Genomic DNA, 17,650 nt, shown 5'->3' with positions numbered 1-17,650 from the left:
AAGACTCCTCACTGATCCATCTTGCGGCTAGTCGCCAGAACCGCCGTACTACCGGAGGTGCCTGCCGTGATGCGCTTCCATTTCGCCCCACGCCCTTTGCCGGTCGATTCGATCAAACCCTCTGATTTCATCGCCCGCAGTACCAGTCGCACCATGTCCCGACTCACGCCCGGGCAAGCTTCTTCAATCTCGGAGATGGAAAACGGCAGGGCGCGCGCCAGGACTTCCGAGCGCACCCGGTCGCCTTTGCTGCCTCGGCCACGCTCGATGGTGCCGACACGCTCCTCGAACTCGCGGTAGGCCCGCAGCAAGGCCCCCCAGAAGTAGTCAAGCCAGGGTTTGACGTCGTGCTGCCCTTGATGCCAGCCCTGCGAACTGGCTTCCAGCGTCTCGTAATAGCCTTCCTTGGTTTCCTCGAAGATGCGCTCCAGGCTGATGTAGCGGCCTACGGCATAGTCGAAGTGGTAGAGCAGCAACAGGGTTAGCAAACGCGACATGCGACCGTTGCCGTCGGGGAAGGGGTGGATGCATAGGAAGTCGAGCATCGCCAGGGGTGCCAGCACCAGCGGATCGGCCAGATGTTGGTCCAGTGCGGTGGCGTAGTGCCGGGTCATATCGGCCATGGCCATCGGCGTCAGATGCGCAGCGACCGGTTGGAAGCGCAGCCGTGACGTGCCGTCCGGATGGCGTTCGATGATGTCGTTGTTGGTGGCTTTCCAGCGTCCGCCGGCCTGCGGCATGTAGCGATACAGCATGGTGTGCAATTGCAGCACCACGCCTTCGTTGAAGGTCATGTGCGCGGCCGATTCGTGGATCAACGCCAGGGCATCGCGGTAGCCGGCGATCTCCTGTTCGGAGCGACTCTTCGGTGCTGCATTGCGGATGACCAGAGACTTCAGTCGTGAGGGTGCGACGACAACACCTTCCAATCGGTTGGATGATTCGGTGGATTCGACCACCGCGATCTGGCGCAGGCCCTTGAGGGCTTCCGGAGACTGGGCTGCGTAGAGCTGTTGCTTGCCTTGATACTCGCCCAATGCGCGCAGTGTGGCGGCCTGGGTACCATCGAAGCGAAGCGCGGTGAGGTACTCGGGGGTAAGCGAGTGCATGGAAATGTAAGCTCAGGCTGTCTAAATGGGGCAATCATAGTCGTTAAATGGGGTATTGTCTTTTGTAATGCCTCATTAAAGTCGTTTGGTTACCCTGTTTTCACTGCCATGGGCCTTGCGGAGAGGGAGGTCGCCCTGTCTGGCAGGGTGCGACCACGTGAATCACGGTCTATAAAAGGGGTATTAGCGGCATAAATTACCCTTTTTAATCATTGGGTTGCCCCGTTTATAGGCTCCACTCCTCTGCAAAGGCGAACAGCATTATTCGGTGCCGCTGTGCTCTGTCGCACTCAGGTAGCCCGCCCAAGCCTGTAGCATCGACCTTCTCTGATCCAGCAGCAGCGCCTTGTTGTAGGTCGCCCGAACCTTGTTGCTTTCCACATGAGCAAGCTGCCGCTCGATGGCGTCGGGTCGGAACCCGTTTTCGTTGGCCCAGGTCGAAAAGGTGGTGCGCCAGCAATGGGGCGTCGTTCCCCGGCCCAGGTTCATATCGCGCATGGCGTAGGTAAGCCGGTTGGGCGTGGTGAAGCCTTTGCCGCTCCGGTGCGGGAACAAGTAGCGTCCGCCACCCGTGATGCGCTGCAAGTCCTTCAGTACTGCAATGGCCTGCGCAGACAGTGGGCTGACATGCTCTCGCCGCGCCTTCATCTTGGCTGCAGGCCGACGCCACACGGCATCCTCAAAATCGAACTCTTCCCATTCGGCATCGGCAGCTTCCCCGGGACGGCAAGCGGTCAGCGCAATCAACCGCAGGCACAGCGCAGTTTCCGGATAGCCCCTGTAGCCGCGCAATGCCTGATAAAACTTCTGGATCTGCTCGCGCGTCATCGCCGCCTTGCTTTCGCTGGCCGGCACGCGAAGCAGCCCGCGCAGGCTCGGGATCGGGTTGGCCTCAACCAGGCCTCGCACCACCGCGAACTCGAAGATGGCCGAAAGATCGCCTTTGACATGGATCGCTGCCCACGCGCCATGGGCCTTGCACTCTTCCAGCAGTGGGCGGATCTGCTTGACGCCAATGTCGCTCATCGGCATCCCGTCGAACTTGGGCGACAGGTACTTCCTGATGCGGGATTCTTTCGTGCGGTAAGAGCTGAACGCGAAGGCAGGCTTGATTTCGGCCAGGTACGCCTGCGCCACCTTGGCGAACGAGCTTTCCCGGGCGCGCTTGCGTTCCTCCAGCGCCTTCAGGTTGCGTTGCTTGACCTGCTGCCGCTCATGGGCGGGGTGGATGCCTTGCTTGACCAGAGCGCGTGCTTTCTCTCTGGTTGCACGCGCTTCTGCGAGGCTTACTTGGGGAAAGCTGCCGATGGCAAAAAGGTTTTCCTTGCCTTGCAGGCGGTACTTCCACCGCCAGAGCTTGCCGCCGGTGGGCTTGACCAGCAGGAATAAGCCCCCGCCGTCTGAAAGTTTCCAGTCTCGATCAGCAGGCTTGACCGACTTGACCTTGGCGTCAGTGAGTAGATTCTCGGGCATCGTTGGACTCCACTGCGGGGAGAAGTACCCCCACGGTTGAACACGAGTACCCCCAACGCTACCCCCGGATTTTTCAGACCTCGACGAGCAATAGGAACGCTCAGCAGACCGTATTGTTTGGCAAGCCATTGATTTCAAAAGGCCTGCTCAGTCCACCGAGCGCTACTGAACGCTCCCGAGATCAGAAAAAACCGTCAGACGTTGATCACACGTTGAAGCGGAAATGCATCACGTCGCCGTCCTTGACGATGTAGTCCTTGCCTTCCAGGCGCCATTTACCGGCTTCCTTGGCGCCCTGTTCGCCCTTGAACTGGATGAAGTCGTCGTAGGCGACCACTTCGGCGCGGATGAAGCCTTTCTCGAAGTCGGTGTGGATCACGCCGGCGGCCTGCGGGGCGGTGGCGCCGACGCGGACGGTCCAGGCGCGGACTTCCTTCACCCCGGCGGTGAAGTAGGTCTGCAGGTTGAGCAGGCCGTAGCCGGCACGGATCACACGGTTCAGGCCGGGCTCCTCGAGACCGAGGGACTCGAGGAACATGTCCTTCTCTTCGCCGTCTTCCAGCTCGGCGATCTCGGCTTCGATCTTGTTGCACACAGGCACCACCACCGCGCCTTCTTCCTCGGCGATGGCCTTTACCACATCCAGGTGCGGGTTGTTCTCGAAGCCGTCCTCGGCGACGTTGGCGATGTACATCACCGGCTTGCTGGTCAGCAGGTGGAAGCTGCGTACCAGGCGCTTCTCCTCGTCACCGAGGTTCTTCAGCAGCGAACGCGCCGGCTTGCCCTCGGTGAAGTGGGGGATGAGCTTTTCCAGCAGGGCCTTCTGGGCCAGGGCTTCCTTGTCGCCGCCCTTGGCGTTGCGGGCGACTTTCTGCAGTTGCTTCTCGCAGCTGTCGAGGTCGGCGAAGATCAGTTCGAGGTCGATGATCTCGATGTCGCGCTTGGGGTCGACACTGTTGGACACGTGGATCACGTTGTCGTCTTCGAAGCAGCGCACCACGTGGGCGATGGCGTCGGTCTCGCGGATGTTGGCGAGGAACTTGTTGCCCAGGCCCTCACCCTTGGAGGCGCCCGCCACCAGGCCGGCGATGTCGACGAATTCCATGGTGGTGGGCAGTACGCGCTCGGGCTTGACGATCTCGGCCAGGGCGTTCAGGCGCGCGTCGGGCATCGGCACGATGCCGCTGTTCGGCTCGATGGTGCAGAACGGGAAGTTTTCCGCCGCGATACCGGATTTGGTCAGGGCGTTGAACAGGGTGGACTTGCCGACGTTGGGCAGGCCGACGATGCCGCAGTTGAATCCCATGCTATGTCCCTCGCGCTCAGACAGGCGCTAGAAAAGTGGTTCAGGCCTTCTGGCTGTGCAGCTTCTGCATCGCCCGGGTCCAGTCCCCGGCGAGCATTTCCGGCAGCACGCCGAGGGCGAAGTCGATGCTGGTGTCGAGCAGTTCCTGCTCGCTGCGCGGGGCGCGGCCGAGCACGTAACCGGAAACCAGGCTGCTGTGCCCCGGATGGCCGATGCCAAGCCGCAGGCGATGGAAAGAATTCTGATTGCCGAGCTGGGCGATGATGTCGCGCAACCCGTTGTGCCCGCCGTGTCCGCCGCCGGTCTTGAGCTTGGCGACGCCAGGGGGCATGTCGAGTTCGTCGTGGGCCACCAGGATGGCGTCCGGGGCGATCCGGAAGAATCCCGCCAGCGCCGCTACGGACTGGCCGCTGCGGTTCATGTAGGTGGTCGGGATCAACAGACGAACGTCCTTGCCCTGGTGGCTGAACTTGCCGACCAGGCCGAAATACTTGCGGTCAGCCACGAGGCTGACGCCCTGGGCATGCGCCAGGCGCTCAACGAAAAGGGCCCCCGCGTTATGCCGGGTCTGGTCGTATTCAGGACCCGGGTTTCCCAGGCCAACGATCAGTTGTACGGCAGTCACGACGGGAGCCCCTCTCTATAAAAAGGCGATCGAGTAATGAATTACTCGGCGGCGCCTTCTTCGCTACCTTCTTCCTTCACCACGCGGGAAGCGTGGATGTTGGCAACGGCCAGGTCGTTGCCGTGGGCCAGTTGTACCAGCTCGACGCCTTTCGGAGCCTTGAGGTCCGACAGGTGAACGATCTGGCCCAGCTCGACCTTGGCCATGTCGACTTCGATGAATTCCGGCAGGTCTTTCGGCAGGCAGGAAACTTCGACTTCGGAGATGGTGTGGGAGATCTCGCCACCGGCTTGCTTGACGCCAACGGCTACTTCTTCGTTGATGAAGTGCAGCGGTACGTGGGCGGTCAGCTTGTGGTCGGCGACCACGCGCAGGAAGTCGGCGTGCATCACGAAGCCTTTCGCCGGATGGCGCTGCAGGGCCTTGATCAGTACGGTTTCCTTGGCGCCGCCAACGTTCAGGGCGATCACGTGGCTGAAGGCAGCCTCGTTTTCCAGGAGCTTGGCGATTTCGCGCAGTTCCAGGGTTACGGACTGGGGCTCTTTGTCGCCGCCGTAAACGACAGCAGGAACCAGACCGGCGTTACGACGCAGGCGGCGGCTCGCACCTTTCCCCAGATCGGAACGCACTTGGGCATTCAGAATAAAGTCGACCATTGTGTATCTCCAAAAATAACAATGCGCCCGAACGCTTGCGACCAGCGTTCGGGCGATTTCAAAGGCCCCGCCGGAGCGGGGCGTTTTCGTTCAGGCGCGTTCGCCGAGGCTGGGCCTCAGCGGAACATCGCGCTGATCGATTCTTCGTTGCTGATCCGGCGCATGGCTTCCGCAACGACCGGAGCGATGTCCAGCTGGCGGATGCGGCCACAGGCCTGGGCAGCGGCGGACAGCGGGATGGTGTTGGTCACCACCAGCTCGTCCAGTACGGATTTCTCGATGTTCTCGATGGCACGGCCGGACAGCACCGGGTGGGTGCAGTAGGCGATGACCTTGGCGGCGCCGTGCTCTTTCAGGGCCTTGGCGGCGTGACCGAGGGTGCCGGCGGTATCGACCATGTCGTCTACCAGTACGCAGGTACGGCCTTCGACGTCACCGATGATGTGCATCACTTCGGACTGGTTGGCCTTGGGACGACGCTTGTCGATGATCGCAAGGTCAACGCCCAGGGACTTGGCCACGGCGCGCGCGCGCACCACGCCGCCGATGTCCGGGGAGACGATCATCAGGTTCTCGAAGCGCTGGTCTTCGATATCGTCCACCAGCACGGGGGAACCGTAGATGTTGTCTACCGGGATATCGAAGAAGCCCTGGATCTGATCCGCGTGCAGGTCGACCGTGAGGACACGGTTGACCCCGACGACGGTCAGCATGTCGGCCACTACCTTGGCGCTGATGGCCACGCGGGCGGAACGCGGACGGCGATCCTGGCGGGCATAGCCGAAGTAGGGGATGACAGCGGTGATACGAGTGGCCGAGGAGCGGCGGAAGGCATCGGCCATCACCACCAGTTCCATCAGGTTGTCGTTGGTCGGCGCGCAGGTCGGCTGAATCAGGAATACGTCCTTGCCGCGGACGTTTTCGTTGATTTCGACGCTGATTTCGCCATCGGAGAATTTGCCAACTGAAACATCGCCAAGAGGAATGTGCAGCTGACGCACGACGCGTCGTGCAAGATCGGGGTTAGCGTTCCCCGTGAAGACCATCATCTTGGACACGCTACAGGTACCTGTGCCGACCGAAGGGATCCGGATGAAATACAGAAGAGGAAAATGGCAGGGGCGGCTGGATTCGAACCAACGCATGGCAGGATCAAAACCTGCTGCCTTACCGCTTGGCGACGCCCCTGTGGTATTGCTCGAATGCCGTTTCGGCATTCCTTTCTCAGACCAGAGTTTCCAGCTTCCGGTGCAACATCGAGATGTTGCTTCCTTTGGCGACGAACCTCTGAAGGTGGTCTGGAAGAAGGGCCGAGACTTTATCAGCTTCAGCTTTGTTTGGGAAGCTCCCAAACACACAACCTCCAGTGCCGGTTAATCTAGCTGAAACAAATTTGTTTAGCAAGATCAAAGCGTTACGAACTTCTGGGTAACGCCTCTCGACTACCGGCTGACAGTCGTTTCGGCTGTCCCCCTCGAGAACGGTGCGCACTTTAATGGCGGGAGAATCGCGTGTCAACAGTGGATCTGAAAAAATTTCTGCTGTGCTGACAAGTACTTGCGGAACCACGACGAGATACCAGGGCTCCGGGATGTCCACCGGGGTGAGCTTTTCGCCCACGCCCTCGGCGAAAGCTGCGCGTCCGCGGGTGAAGACCGGCACGTCGGCGCCCAGGCGCAGGCCCAGGGCGGCGATGCGGTCCTCGTCCCAGCCGAGTTGCCAGAGATGGTTCAAGGCCAGGAGCGTCGTGGCGGCGTCGGAGCTACCGCCGCCGATGCCGCCCCCCATGGGCAAGCGCTTGTCCAGCCAGATGTCGACGCCTTGCGGGCTGCCGGAGGCTTCCTGCAGCCCGCGCGCGGCGCGCACGATCAGGTTGCTGTCGTGCGGCACCCCGGCGATTTCCGTGTGCAGGCGTACCTGGCCGTCCTGGCGGGCTTCGAAATGCAGCTCGTCGCCGTGGTCGAGGAATTGGAACAGGGTCTGCAACTCGTGATAGCCATCGTCGCGGCGGCCGAGGATATGCAGGAACAGATTGAGCTTGGCCGGGGCTGGCAGGCTGAGGCGCACGCTCATGTCAGCGGCCGAGCTGGCGCGGCTGCCAGTCCTTGATCACCAGGGTGACGTCGAGGTCCTGGCCGTGCAGTTTCAGGCGCTCGGGTAGCCAGTAGCCGTTCTGTTCGGCGTAGCGGGTGTATTCGATCTGCCAGCCGTCCTGTTCCAGGCGCGCCAGGCGGCTGTCGGCGTCGAGGGTCAGGCGGCTCTTGCTGTCCGGCGCCGGGAGGCCGCGTACCCACCAGAGCAGGTGCGAGACCGGCAGGCGCCAGCCTAGTTGTTCTTCCAGCAGTGCTTCCGGGGACTCCGCCTGGTAGCGGCCCTGCCCGGCGACCTCCAGGCTCACCGCGCCTTCACGCCCGGTCAGGCGTGCTGCGCCGCGGCCGAGCGGGCCGGACAGGCGGATGTCGTAGTAGCCCTGGCGCTGCAGCCAGAACAGGGTGCCGCTGCCGGAGTCGCGCGGGGCGCGGATGCCGACCTTGCCGTCGATCTGCCAGGCATCCAGCTCGCTGAGCTGCTGCTTGTGGGTTTTCCAGGTCTGCGCATCGCCCTGGCCTTCCAGGGCTTCGTGGGAGGTCAGGCCGGCGCAGCCGCCGAGCAGGGCCAGCGCGGAGGCGGCGAGGAAAAGACGTAGACGCATGGTTTCAAGGAGTCTCGGTGCCGGTCAGGCGCTTGATGGTGCGGCGCAGCACGTCGCTGTCGGGCTGCTTGTCGAGGTATTCGCGCCAGATGGCCCGGGCGTCGCCCTGGCGCCCCTGGGCCCAGAGGACTTCGCCCAGGTGCGCGGCGACCTCGTGGTCGGGGTAGCGCTGCAGCGCCTGGCGCAGGTAGCGCTCGGCGTCGGCCAGCTTGCCCTGGCGATAGTTGATCCAGCCCATGCTGTCGAGGATCGCCGGGTCGTCCGGGTTCAGCTTGTGCGCCTTGAGGATCAGCTCGCGGGCCTCGCCGTAGCGGGTGGTGCGGTCGGCCAGGGTGTAGCCGAGGGCGTTGAGGGCCATGGCGTTGTCCGGCTCGCGGGCGATGACGAAGCGCAGGTCCTTTTCCATCTGCACCAGGTCGTTGCGCTTCTCCGCCAGCATCGAGCGGGTGTAGAGCAGGTTGAGGTCCTCCGGGTACTGCTTCAGACCCTCCTGGATGGCCTGCCAGGCCTTTTCCTGCTGGTCGTTGTTGGACAGCGCCTCGGCTTCGATCAGGTACAGCTGGATGCCGTAGTCGGGTTGCTCGCTGCGCGCCTTGTCCAGGCGCTGGGCGGCTTCGTCGACGCGACCGGCCTTGAGCAGGACGTCGGTCTGGCGCAGTTGCGCCGGGAGGAAGTCATTGCCCGGACCGACCTGGCCGTACTCGTCGAGGGCACGCGCGGTGTCCTTCTGTTCCTCGGCGAGGCGTCCGAGGTTGAAGTGGGCGGCGTCGACGTGGCTGTCGCGCTCGACCAGTTCTTCCAGGTAGATCCTGGCTTCGTCCCAGGCCTGGGCTTCCAGGCAGACCAGCGCCAGGGAGAAACGCAGGTCGTCGTCGTCGGGGAATTGCTGGACCAGTCCGGCGAACTCGGCCTTGGCGTCGTCCAGGCGGTTCTGCTCCACCAGCAGGCGCGCGTAGGCGAGGCGCACGCGCTTGTCGTCCGGGTGTTCCTTGATCCCGGCCTTGAGCAGCGGCAGGGCCTCGTCGCTGCGCTTCATGCTCTGCAACAGGCGCGAGCGGAGCAGCAGGGGGGCCACTTCGTGGCGGCTTGCGGAGTTCTCCTCGAGCAGGGTCAGGGCTTCGTCCGGGCGGCCGTCCTGTTGCAGCAGCAGGGCCTTGCCGAACAGCAACTGGCCGTTGTTCGGGTATTTCTTCAACAGGTGGTCGAAGCTCTGCAGCAGGCCGGCGCGGGTATCCGGGTCGGTCTCCGCGGCAGACAGGGCGAGGAAGTCGAAGTGCGTGTCGCCCTGGCCGTTGAGGACCTTCTCCATGTACACCATGGACTCCTCGTAGCGCCCGGCGCGGGCCAACTGGATCGCGGCGGCGCGTTGGGCATCGAGGTTGTCCGGCGCGCTGCGCGCCCAGAGCAGGGAGGTGTCGAGGGCTTCCTGGTCGGCGCCGAGGTATTCGGCGATGCGGAAGGCGCGCTCGGAAACCCCGGGGTCGCGGGTTTTCTGCGCCTGCACCACATAGTTGCTCAGGGCGATGTCGAAGCGGTTGCGCTGCCCGGCCAGTTCGGCCACCAGCAGCGAATACAGGCTGTCCTCGCTGAAGGAGGCGTACTTTTCCGGCTTGGCCTTGGTCTCGACCGCGGTGTCTTCCACCGGCGGGGTGCCATCGGGAGTCTTGTGGATAAGTGACTGGCAGCCGCCGAGCAGCAGCGTGACGGTCAGCAGCGCAAGGGATTTGTTCATAGAGGAAGAAAGCCGGCCTTGAACCTGCGAGGGTGGCGCCATCATGACATAAGCCGTCCGGCAAGCCCAAGGGGGCCGGGACGGGCGTCGACGAAGCTGTCTATGGGGTCAATACATCGGCAATGGTTGTCCTGCCCTTGGCGAAGTAGGAGAATTGCGCGTTTCCCCGATTAGCTCAGCGATCCTGCATGGCCTTCATTGCCCTCGGCATCAATCACAAGACCGCCTCGGTGGCTGTCCGCGAGCGCGTGGTTTTCACTCCGGAACAGATGGTCGAGGCGCTGCAGCAGCTCTGCCGCCTGACCACCAGCCGCGAGGCGGCCATCCTGTCGACCTGCAACCGGAGCGAACTCTACCTGGAGATCGACCATCCGACCGCGGACGACGTGCTCGCCTGGCTGGCGGACTACCATCGCCTGACTCTCGACGAGTTGCGCGCCTGTGCCTATGTGCACCAGGACGAAGACGCGGTGCGCCACATGATGCGCGTGGCCTCCGGCCTCGACTCGATGGTCCTCGGCGAGCCGCAGATCCTCGGCCAGATGAAGTCGGCCTACGCCGTCGCGCGCGAGGCCGGCACCGTCGGTCCGCTGCTCGGCCGCCTGTTCCAGGCCACCTTCAGTACGGCGAAGACCGTCCGCACCGATACCGCCATCGGCGAGAACCCGGTGTCCGTGGCGTTCGCCGCGGTGAGCCTGGCCAAGCAGATCTTCAGCGACCTGCACCGCAGCCAGGCGCTGCTGATCGGCGCCGGCGAGACCATCACCCTGGTCGCGCGCCACCTGTTCGAGCAAGGCGTGAAGCGCATCGTGGTGGCCAACCGCACCCTGGAGCGCGCCAGCCTGCTCGCCGAGCAGTTTGGCGCCCATGCGGTGCTGCTTTCGGAGATACCCGAGGAGTTGGCCAACAGCGATATCGTCATCAGCTCCACTGCCAGCCAGTTGCCGATCCTCGGCAAGGGCGCCGTGGAGCGCGCGCTGAAGCAGCGCAAGCACAAGCCGATGTTCATGGTCGACATCGCCGTGCCGCGGGACATCGAGCCGGAAGTCGGCGAACTGGACGACGTCTACCTCTATAGCGTCGACGACCTCCACGAAGTAGTGGCGGAGAATCTCAAGAGCCGCCAGGGCGCTGCCCAGGCCGCCGAGGAACTGGTCGGCAGCGGCGTCGCCGAGTTCATGCAGCGCCTGCGCGAACTGGCTGCGGTGGACGTGCTGCGCGCCTATCGGCAGCAGGCCGAGCGCCTGCGCGATGAGGAGCTGGGCAAGGCCCAGCGGCAACTGGCCAACGGTGCCGACCCCGCCGAGGTGATGGCCCAGCTGGCCCGCGGCCTGACCAACAAACTGCTGCACGCGCCCAGCGTGCAGATGAAGAAAATGTCCGCCGAGGGCCGCATCGACGCGCTGGCCCTGGCCCAGGAGCTGTTCGCCCTCGACGAGGGCGCGCCGCGCCACTGACCGGTACCTATGCCTGCATGAAAGCTTCTCTGCTGAAAAAGCTGGATGTCCTCAGCGATCGCTACGAAGAACTGACGGCGCTGCTCGGCGACGCCGAGGTGATCAGTGACCAGACCCGCTTCCGCGCCTATTCCCGCGAGTACGCCGAGGTCGAACCGGTGATCCTGGCGTTCCGCGACTACCGCAAGGTGCAGGCCGACCTCGAGGGTGCCCAGGCGTTGCTCAAGGACAGCGACCCGGAGTTGCGCGACCTCGCCGAGGAGGAGGTCGCCGAAGCGCGCGGCCGCCTCGCCGCCCTCGGCGACAGCCTGCAGCGCATGCTGCTGCCGAAGGATCCCAACGACAGCCGCAACGTGTTCCTGGAGATCCGTGCCGGCACCGGTGGCGACGAGGCGGCGATCTTCTCCGGCGACCTGTTCCGCATGTATTCGCGCTACGCCGAGCGCCAGGGCTGGCGGGTCGAGACGCTGTCGGAGAACGAGGGCGAGCACGGTGGCTACAAGGAAGTGATTGCCCGGGTCGAGGGCGACAACGTCTACGCCAAGCTCAAGTTCGAGTCCGGCGCGCACCGCGTGCAGCGGGTGCCGGAAACCGAATCCCAGGGCCGGATCCACACTTCCGCCTGCACCGTCGCGGTGCTGCCGGAGCCGGACGAGCAGGCAGCGATCGAGATCAACCCGGCCGACCTGCGGGTGGACACCTACCGTTCCTCCGGTGCCGGCGGCCAGCACGTCAACAAGACCGACTCGGCGGTGCGCATCACCCACATTCCCAGCGGCATCGTGGTCGAGTGCCAGGAAGAGCGCTCGCAGCACAAGAACCGCGCCAAGGCCATGGCCTGGCTGGCGGCCAAGCTCAACGACCAGCAGCAGGCCGCGGCGCAGCAGGCGATCGCCAGCACGCGCAAGCTGCTGGTGGGCTCGGGCGACCGCTCGGAGCGCATCCGTACCTACAACTTCCCGCAAGGGCGGGTCACCGACCATCGCATCAACCTCACCCTGTACTCCCTGGGCGAGGTGATGGAGGGCGCGGTGGAACAGGTGATCGAGCCGCTGCTGCAGGAATACCAGGCCGATCAACTGGCGGCCCTGGGCGACTGACATGACCACTATTTGTACCCTTCTCAAGGATTCCCAACTGCCCGATTCGCCCAGCGCCCGGCTCGACACCGAGTTGCTGCTGGCGGCGGCGATGGGCAAGCCGCGCAGCTTCCTGCGTACCTGGCCGGAGCGCATCGTGCCGCGCGAGGCCAACGAGCTGTTCGACGACTGGATCGCCCGTCGGCGCAACGGCGAGCCGGTGGCCTACATACTTGGCCACCAGGGCTTCTGGAGCCTGGACCTGGAGGTCGCGCCACACACCCTGATCCCGCGCCCGGACACCGAACTGCTGGTGGAAACCGCGCTGGCGACCCTCGCGGCGGACACCGCTACCGTGCTCGACCTGGGCACCGGCACCGGCGCCATCGCCCTGGCCCTGGCCAGCGAACGGCCGCTGTGGACGGTGACTGCGGTGGACCGCGTGGAAGAGGCCGTGGCGCTGGCCGAGCGCAATCGCCAGCGGCTGCTCCTGGAGAACGTCGAGGTGCGCCGCAGCCACTGGTTCTCCGCTCTCGATGGCCGACGCTTCCGGATGATCGTCGGCAATCCGCCGTATATCCCTGCCAGCGATCCGCACCTGAGCGAGGGCGACGTGCGCTTCGAGCCGAAGAGCGCGCTGGTCGCGGGTAGCGATGGCCTCGACGATATCCGCCAGATCGTCGCCCAGGCGCCGCAGCATTTGCTGGACGAAGGCTGGTTGCTGCTCGAGCACGGCTATGATCAAGGGGCGGCTGTGCGCGAACTGCTCGGCGCCCGCGGCTTCGCCGGGGTACATACGTTGCGCGACCTCGGCGGCAACGAGCGGATCACTCTCGGACAATGGGTATGCTGAGCGACGAGGAACTGCTGCGCTACAGTCGCCAGATCCTGCTGGCGCAGGTCGACGTCGAGGGCCAGCTGCGCCTGAAGCGCAGCCGCGCACTGATCGTCGGTCTTGGCGGCCTGGGTTCGCCGGTGGCGCTGTACCTGGCCGCGGCCGGGGTCGGCGAGCTGCACCTGGCGGATTTCGATACGGTCGACCTGACCAACCTGCAACGGCAGGTCATCCACGATGGCACCAGCGTCGGTGTCGGCAAGGTGGAGTCGGCGATGCGCCGGCTGGGCGCGCTGAATCCGCAGATCCGCCTGGTCAGCCATAGCGCCGCGCTGGACAAGGACTCCCTCGATGCCGCCGTGGCGGCGGTCGACCTGGTGCTCGACTGCACCGACAACTTCGCCACCCGCGAGGCGGTCAACGTCGCCTGCGTGCGCGCCGGCAAGCCCCTGGTCAGCGGCGCGGCGATCCGTCTCGAGGGCCAGCTTTCGGTATTCGATACCCGCCGCGACGAAAGCCCCTGCTACCACTGCCTCTACGGGCACGGCAGCGAGGCCGAGCTGACCTGCAGCGAGGCCGGCGTGATCGGTCCGCTGGTGGGGCTGGTCGGTAGCCTGCAGGCGCTGGAGGCGCTCAAGCTGCTGGCCGGTTTCGGCGAACCGCTGGTGGGCCGCCTGCTGCTGGTGGACGCCCTCGGCACGCGCTTCCGCGAATTGCGGGTGCGTCGCGATCCTTCCTGTGCCGTCTGCGGGCAACGCCATGGCGGTTGAGTCGGCCGCGGTCGGCGTTTTCGATTCCGGGGTCGGCGGGCTCAGCGTATTGCGTGAGATTCGCGCGCGCCTGCCATCCGAATCGTTGCTCTACGTCGCCGACAACGCCCATGTGCCCTACGGCGAGAAGAGCGCGGAGTACATCCGCGAACGCTGCGAGCGGATCGGTGATTTCCTTCTGGAGCAGGGCGCCAAGGCTCTGGTACTGGCCTGCAATACCGCGACGGCTGCGGCTGCGGCGGAATTGCGCGAACGTTATCCGCAGGTGCCGCTGGTGGCCATGGAGCCTGCGGTGAAGCCGGCCGCGGCGGCCACCCGCAACGGTCGGGTCGGCGTCCTGGCCACCACCGGAACTCTGAAGAGCGCGCGTTTCGCCGCCTTGCTCGACCGCTTCGCCAGCGACGTACAGGTCTTCACCCAGCCCTGCCCGGGGCTGGTCGAGCGCATCGAAGCCGGCGATCTCTATGGGCCGCAAACCCGGGCACTGCTGGAACGCCTGCTGGCGCCCATCCTCGAACAGGGCTGCGATACGCTGATCCTCGGCTGTACTCATTATCCCTTCGTCAAACCCCTGCTGGCCGAGCTGATCCCGGCGGAGATGGCGGTGATCGATACGGGAGCGGCTGTCGCCCGGCAGCTGGAGCGCGTATTGTCGGCGCGGGCGCTACTGGCCTCTGGCCAGGCCGCGACGCCGCGTTTCTGGACCAGCGCGCTGCCGGAGGAGATGGAAAGGATCCTGCCGATCCTCTGGGGAAGCCCGGAAAGCGTAGGAAAATTAGTCGTTTAGTCGTTCCTGGCAGACGTGTCAGCGATTTTTTGAACTAAAGCGTTTGGTCTAGTATCTGCTTTAGTAAGTGCGCTCTTATAATGCGCAGCTTGAATGCGGGGGCTTTCATGCAACTTTCGAAAAGGACGTTTCAATGAAGAAACTACTTCCGCTGGCCGTTCTGGCCGCACTTTCCTCCGTCCACGTGGCGTCCGCCCAGGCGGCGGACGTCTCGGCCGCCGTCGGTGCGACCGGCCAGTCGGGCATGACCTATCGCCTGGGCCTGAGCTGGGATTGGGACAAGAGCTGGTGGCAGACCTCCACCGGGCGCCTGACCGGCTACTGGGATGCGGGCTACACCTATTGGGAAGGTGGCGATGAAGGCGCCGGCAAGCATTCGCTGTCGTTCGCTCCGGTATTCGTCTACGAGTTCGCCGGCGACTCGATCAAGCCATTCATCGAGGCCGGTATCGGCGTGGCGGCGTTCTCCGGCACCCGTGTCGGCGACCAGAACCTGGGTTCCTCCCTGAACTTCGAAGACCGCATCGGCGCCGGCCTGAAGTTCGCCAACGGCCAGTCGGTCGGCGTTCGGGCGATCCACTATTCCAACGCCGGCCTGAAACAGCCGAACGACGGTATCGAGTCCTACAGCCTGTTCTACAAGATCCCGATCTAGTCGGCACGGGCGAAAAAAGCCGGGTTCATCCCGGCTTTTTCATGCCTGCGATTCTTCCGCCACGCCGCACCGCCCTATGGAAAGAGCGAGCCATTTGGCGGGAGGCGATAGCTCGCTGACGCGCCCTACGCGCGACCATCGCGCGGCGGCAGGTTGCGGAAAGCCGCCAGCGCCCGTTCGCGGCTGGCCTTCAGGTCGACCATCGGCCGTGGATAGTCGACCCCGGCGAACAGCCCCAGGCTGGACGGATCGTGGATCGCCTTGCGCTCCAGGCCGGCCAGTTCCGGCAGCCAGTGGCGGATGAACTCGCCGCGTGGATCGAAGCGTTCGGACTGCGAGAGCGGATTGAACAGGCGGAAGTAGGGGACCGCGTCGGTGCCGGTGGATGCGCTCCACTGCCAGCCGCCGTTGTTCGCCGCCAGGTCACCGTCGATGAGGTGGCGCATGAACCAGCGTTCGCCTTCGCGCCAGTCGATCAGCAGGTTCTTGCTGAGGAACATCGCTACCACCATCCGCAGGCGATTGTGCATCCAGCCGGTGGCGAGCAACTGGCGCATTGCCGCGTCGATGATCGGTATGCCGGTGCGCCCCTGTTGCCAGGCTTCGAGTTCCGCCGGGGCCTGGCGCCAGCGCAGGGCTTCGGTCTCCTCGCGGAAGGGGCGGTGCCGGGAGACCCGGGGGTAGCCGACCAGGATGTGCTTGTAGAACTCGCGCCAGAGCAGCTCGTTGATCCAGGTCGCGGCGCCTTGCTGGCCGCCGCTGAACTCGCCGCGGTTGGCGACCAGCGCGGCGTCCAGGCATTGCCTGGGCGAGAGTACGCCGGCGGCCAGGTAGGGCGACAGTTGGCTGGTGCCGGGAAGCGCCGGGAAGTCGCGCCGTTCATGGTAGTCGGCCAGGTGCTGGTCGGCGAAGTCGCGCAGGCGTTCCTGCGCTACCTCTTCGCCTGCCGGCCAGAGGCGGCGCAAGCTATCGGCCGGCCGCGGGAAGGCGGGCACGGCATCCGGTAGCGGGTCGCTGGCCAGCGCGTGCGGTGGCTGGGGCTGCGGACGCGGGCGGACACCCGGCAGGGCCTGGTACAGCCGTTCGTGGCAGACCTTGCGGAACTGGCTGAACACCTGGAAATAGCCGCCAGTTCGGGTCAGCACCGAGCCGGGGGCGAAGAACAGCTGGTCGAGGTGGCTGTGGAAGGCCACGCCCTGTTCACGCAGGCGTTGGCCGACGGCCTGGTCGCGGCGTTCCTCGTTCACCCCGTATTCCTGGTTGACGTGTACCGCGCCGACTCCCAGTTCCCGACAGAGCCGGCCGATGACTTCCGGGGCTTGCCGCCAGTGGCCGCAGTCGCGCACCAGCAGCGGGATGTTCAGCGCGGCGAGCTGGCGTTGCAGCTCGCCCAGGTTGCGCAGCCAGAAGTCGACCTTGCAGGGCGCATCGTCGTGTTCCCGCCACTGCGCCGGGCTGAGCAGGTAGAGAGCCACGCAAGGGCGCCCATCGGCGGCGGCGAGGAGCGCGCTGTTATCGGTGGTTCGCAGGTCGCAGCGAAACCAGATCAGGTTCATCGGAAGTCCGTTCATGGGTTCAACAGACCTCGTTCGCCGAGCAGGCGGCGGGCTTCCAGGGGCGTGCTCGCCAGCAGCAGGCCAGTTAGCGCCAGGGTTTCGAAGGCTTCGCGCTGGATCTCCACGGCCGGTCCGACCAGCACCACCGGGCAGCTCACCCCTGCCAGCAGGCGCGGCAGGTGCTCCGGATTGAGGCGATGACTGGCGTACAGCAACACGCCGCGAGCTTCCAGGCGTTCGCAGGCCAGGGCCAGTTCGGCCGGTGGCAGCGGCCAGTCGAAGACCTGCAGCGGCACCTCGCCGCTGCCGAGCAACCAACTGCACAGCCAGAGGTTCGGTTCCAGCGACAGCTCGGACTGGTTGACCAGCAGCAGCGGCGCGCCCTGTTGCAGCCGTTGCTGGTGATAAAGGCGGGCGCCCAGCTTGCTGCGCAACCAGGAGAAGAAGAAGGCCCGCTCCATGCGCGCGCCGAACTGTCCCTGCCAGCGTCGTTCGAGGTGCTGCAGCAAGGGTTGCAGAAGCTTTTCGCAGAGGGTCGCTACCGGATAGAGCGACGCGGCCTGGTTGAACAGATCGTCGAGGCGTCGCTCGGCCAGCGCGGCGATGGCGTCCAGCAGCTGTTCGTGCAGGCGTTCCCAGGGGGATTCGACATCCGCCGCCGGGGTTTCCTCCGGACGCTCCAGCAGCGCGCGCACCTGGCTGATGGCGACGCCACGCTCGAGCCAGACGAGTATCCGGCGGATGCGCTCGACCTGCTCTTCGCTGTAGAGCCGGTGCCCCTTGCCGGTGCGTTGCGGCACCACCAGGCCATAGCGGCGCTCCCAGGCGCGCAGGGTGACCGGATGGACGCCGGTCAGACGAGTGACTTCGCGGATCGGCAGGCCGCCGCGTTCGAGGTGGGGCGAGTTCATCGGAAAA

At 64.9% G+C, this 17,650-nt stretch carries 17 protein-coding genes and 1 tRNA gene; 6 read left to right on the top strand and 12 right to left on the bottom strand.

The genetic code is table 11. The features are described 5' to 3' along the window. Window positions 1–8 precede the first annotated feature (8 nt). The 10 genes from ACTJJX_RS27925 to lbcA form a co-directional block, all read right to left on the bottom strand. Complete coding sequence (locus ACTJJX_RS27925; protein WP_003161388.1) at window positions 9–1,109, bottom strand: Fic family protein; 1,101 nt, start codon at window positions 1,107–1,109, stop codon at window positions 9–11. Window positions 1,110–1,370: 261 nt separating this feature from the next. Continuing rightward, entirely contained in the window at window positions 1,371–2,582 is a 1,212-nt protein-coding gene (locus ACTJJX_RS27920; protein ID WP_003161389.1) for a tyrosine-type recombinase/integrase, read from the bottom strand. A 205-nt stretch (window positions 2,583–2,787) separates the two neighbouring features. Then, window positions 2,788–3,888: a redox-regulated ATPase YchF gene (ychF, locus tag ACTJJX_RS27915; RefSeq protein WP_003099270.1), complete on the bottom strand. Its 1,101-nt coding sequence runs from the start codon at window positions 3,886–3,888 to the stop codon at window positions 2,788–2,790. Between the two features lie 40 nt (window positions 3,889–3,928). Next, the gene (gene pth / locus ACTJJX_RS27910; RefSeq protein WP_003099278.1) at window positions 3,929–4,513 is read right to left on the bottom strand and encodes an aminoacyl-tRNA hydrolase; all 585 of its coding nucleotides are present in this window, start codon (window positions 4,511–4,513) and stop codon (window positions 3,929–3,931) included. Between the two features lie 41 nt (window positions 4,514–4,554). Further along, complete coding sequence (locus ACTJJX_RS27905; RefSeq protein WP_003099279.1) at window positions 4,555–5,169, bottom strand: 50S ribosomal protein L25/general stress protein Ctc; 615 nt, start codon at window positions 5,167–5,169, stop codon at window positions 4,555–4,557. 116 nt (window positions 5,170–5,285) lie between these two features. Beyond that, window positions 5,286–6,227 (bottom strand): ribose-phosphate pyrophosphokinase, encoded by a 942-nt coding sequence (locus ACTJJX_RS27900; protein ID WP_003099281.1) that lies wholly within the window; start codon window positions 6,225–6,227, stop codon window positions 5,286–5,288. A 55-nt stretch (window positions 6,228–6,282) separates the two neighbouring features. Further along, a tRNA-Gln gene (locus tag ACTJJX_RS27895) sits at window positions 6,283–6,357 on the bottom strand. Between the two features lie 36 nt (window positions 6,358–6,393). Further along, window positions 6,394–7,242, bottom strand: a complete 849-nt coding sequence (ispE, locus tag ACTJJX_RS27890) for a 4-(cytidine 5'-diphospho)-2-C-methyl-D-erythritol kinase (protein WP_003099284.1) — start codon at window positions 7,240–7,242, stop codon at window positions 6,394–6,396. 1 nt (window position 7,243) lies between these two features. Continuing rightward, complete coding sequence (lolB, locus tag ACTJJX_RS27885) at window positions 7,244–7,861, bottom strand: lipoprotein insertase outer membrane protein LolB (RefSeq protein WP_016852148.1); 618 nt, start codon at window positions 7,859–7,861, stop codon at window positions 7,244–7,246. A gap of 4 nt (window positions 7,862–7,865) precedes the next feature. Next, on the bottom strand, window positions 7,866–9,638 hold the full coding sequence (gene lbcA / locus ACTJJX_RS27880) for a proteolytic complex protein LbcA (protein ID WP_016852147.1): 1,773 nt from the start codon (window positions 9,636–9,638) through the stop codon (window positions 7,866–7,868). Between the two features lie 143 nt (window positions 9,639–9,781). Here lbcA and hemA point away from each other — a divergent pair, with 143 nt between their 5' ends. From hemA to pagL, 6 genes are all read left to right on the top strand, one after another. Continuing rightward, the gene (gene hemA, locus ACTJJX_RS27875; protein WP_016852146.1) at window positions 9,782–11,050 is read left to right on the top strand and encodes a glutamyl-tRNA reductase; all 1,269 of its coding nucleotides are present in this window, start codon (window positions 9,782–9,784) and stop codon (window positions 11,048–11,050) included. A gap of 17 nt (window positions 11,051–11,067) precedes the next feature. Next, window positions 11,068–12,150 (top strand): peptide chain release factor 1, encoded by a 1,083-nt coding sequence (prfA, locus tag ACTJJX_RS27870; protein ID WP_003099290.1) that lies wholly within the window; start codon window positions 11,068–11,070, stop codon window positions 12,148–12,150. A gap of 1 nt (window position 12,151) precedes the next feature. Beyond that, window positions 12,152–12,982, top strand: a complete 831-nt coding sequence (prmC, locus tag ACTJJX_RS27865) for a peptide chain release factor N(5)-glutamine methyltransferase (protein WP_003099293.1) — start codon at window positions 12,152–12,154, stop codon at window positions 12,980–12,982. Then, the gene (locus ACTJJX_RS27860; RefSeq protein ID WP_003099296.1) at window positions 12,976–13,734 is read left to right on the top strand and encodes a molybdopterin-synthase adenylyltransferase MoeB; all 759 of its coding nucleotides are present in this window, start codon (window positions 12,976–12,978) and stop codon (window positions 13,732–13,734) included. Before prmC ends, ACTJJX_RS27860 begins: the two co-directional genes overlap by 7 nt. Further along, window positions 13,724–14,521, top strand: a complete 798-nt coding sequence (murI, locus tag ACTJJX_RS27855) for a glutamate racemase (RefSeq protein WP_003099300.1) — start codon at window positions 13,724–13,726, stop codon at window positions 14,519–14,521. Before ACTJJX_RS27860 ends, murI begins: the two co-directional genes overlap by 11 nt. Before the next feature lie 133 nt (window positions 14,522–14,654). Next, window positions 14,655–15,176, top strand: a complete 522-nt coding sequence (gene pagL / locus ACTJJX_RS27850; protein ID WP_003099307.1) for a lipid A 3-O-deacylase — start codon at window positions 14,655–14,657, stop codon at window positions 15,174–15,176. Between the two features lie 125 nt (window positions 15,177–15,301). On the opposite strand, the gene phrB is transcribed toward pagL, so the two are convergent. Next, window positions 15,302–16,747: a deoxyribodipyrimidine photo-lyase gene (gene phrB / locus ACTJJX_RS27845; RefSeq protein ID WP_003121048.1), complete on the bottom strand. Its 1,446-nt coding sequence runs from the start codon at window positions 16,745–16,747 to the stop codon at window positions 15,302–15,304. Next, window positions 16,744–17,643 (bottom strand): MerR family transcriptional regulator, encoded by a 900-nt coding sequence (locus ACTJJX_RS27840; RefSeq protein ID WP_003094990.1) that lies wholly within the window; start codon window positions 17,641–17,643, stop codon window positions 16,744–16,746. Before ACTJJX_RS27840 ends, phrB begins: the two co-directional genes overlap by 4 nt. Between the last annotated feature and the right edge of the window lie 7 nt (window positions 17,644–17,650).

Origin of the sequence: Pseudomonas sp. 22490 (assembly GCF_052044465.1) — a bacterium.
Taxonomy (GTDB): Bacteria; Pseudomonadota; Gammaproteobacteria; order Pseudomonadales; family Pseudomonadaceae; genus Pseudomonas; species Pseudomonas aeruginosa.
The sequence above is the reverse complement of the archived record's forward strand: the minus strand, read 5'-3'. Positions and strand labels throughout refer to the sequence as shown.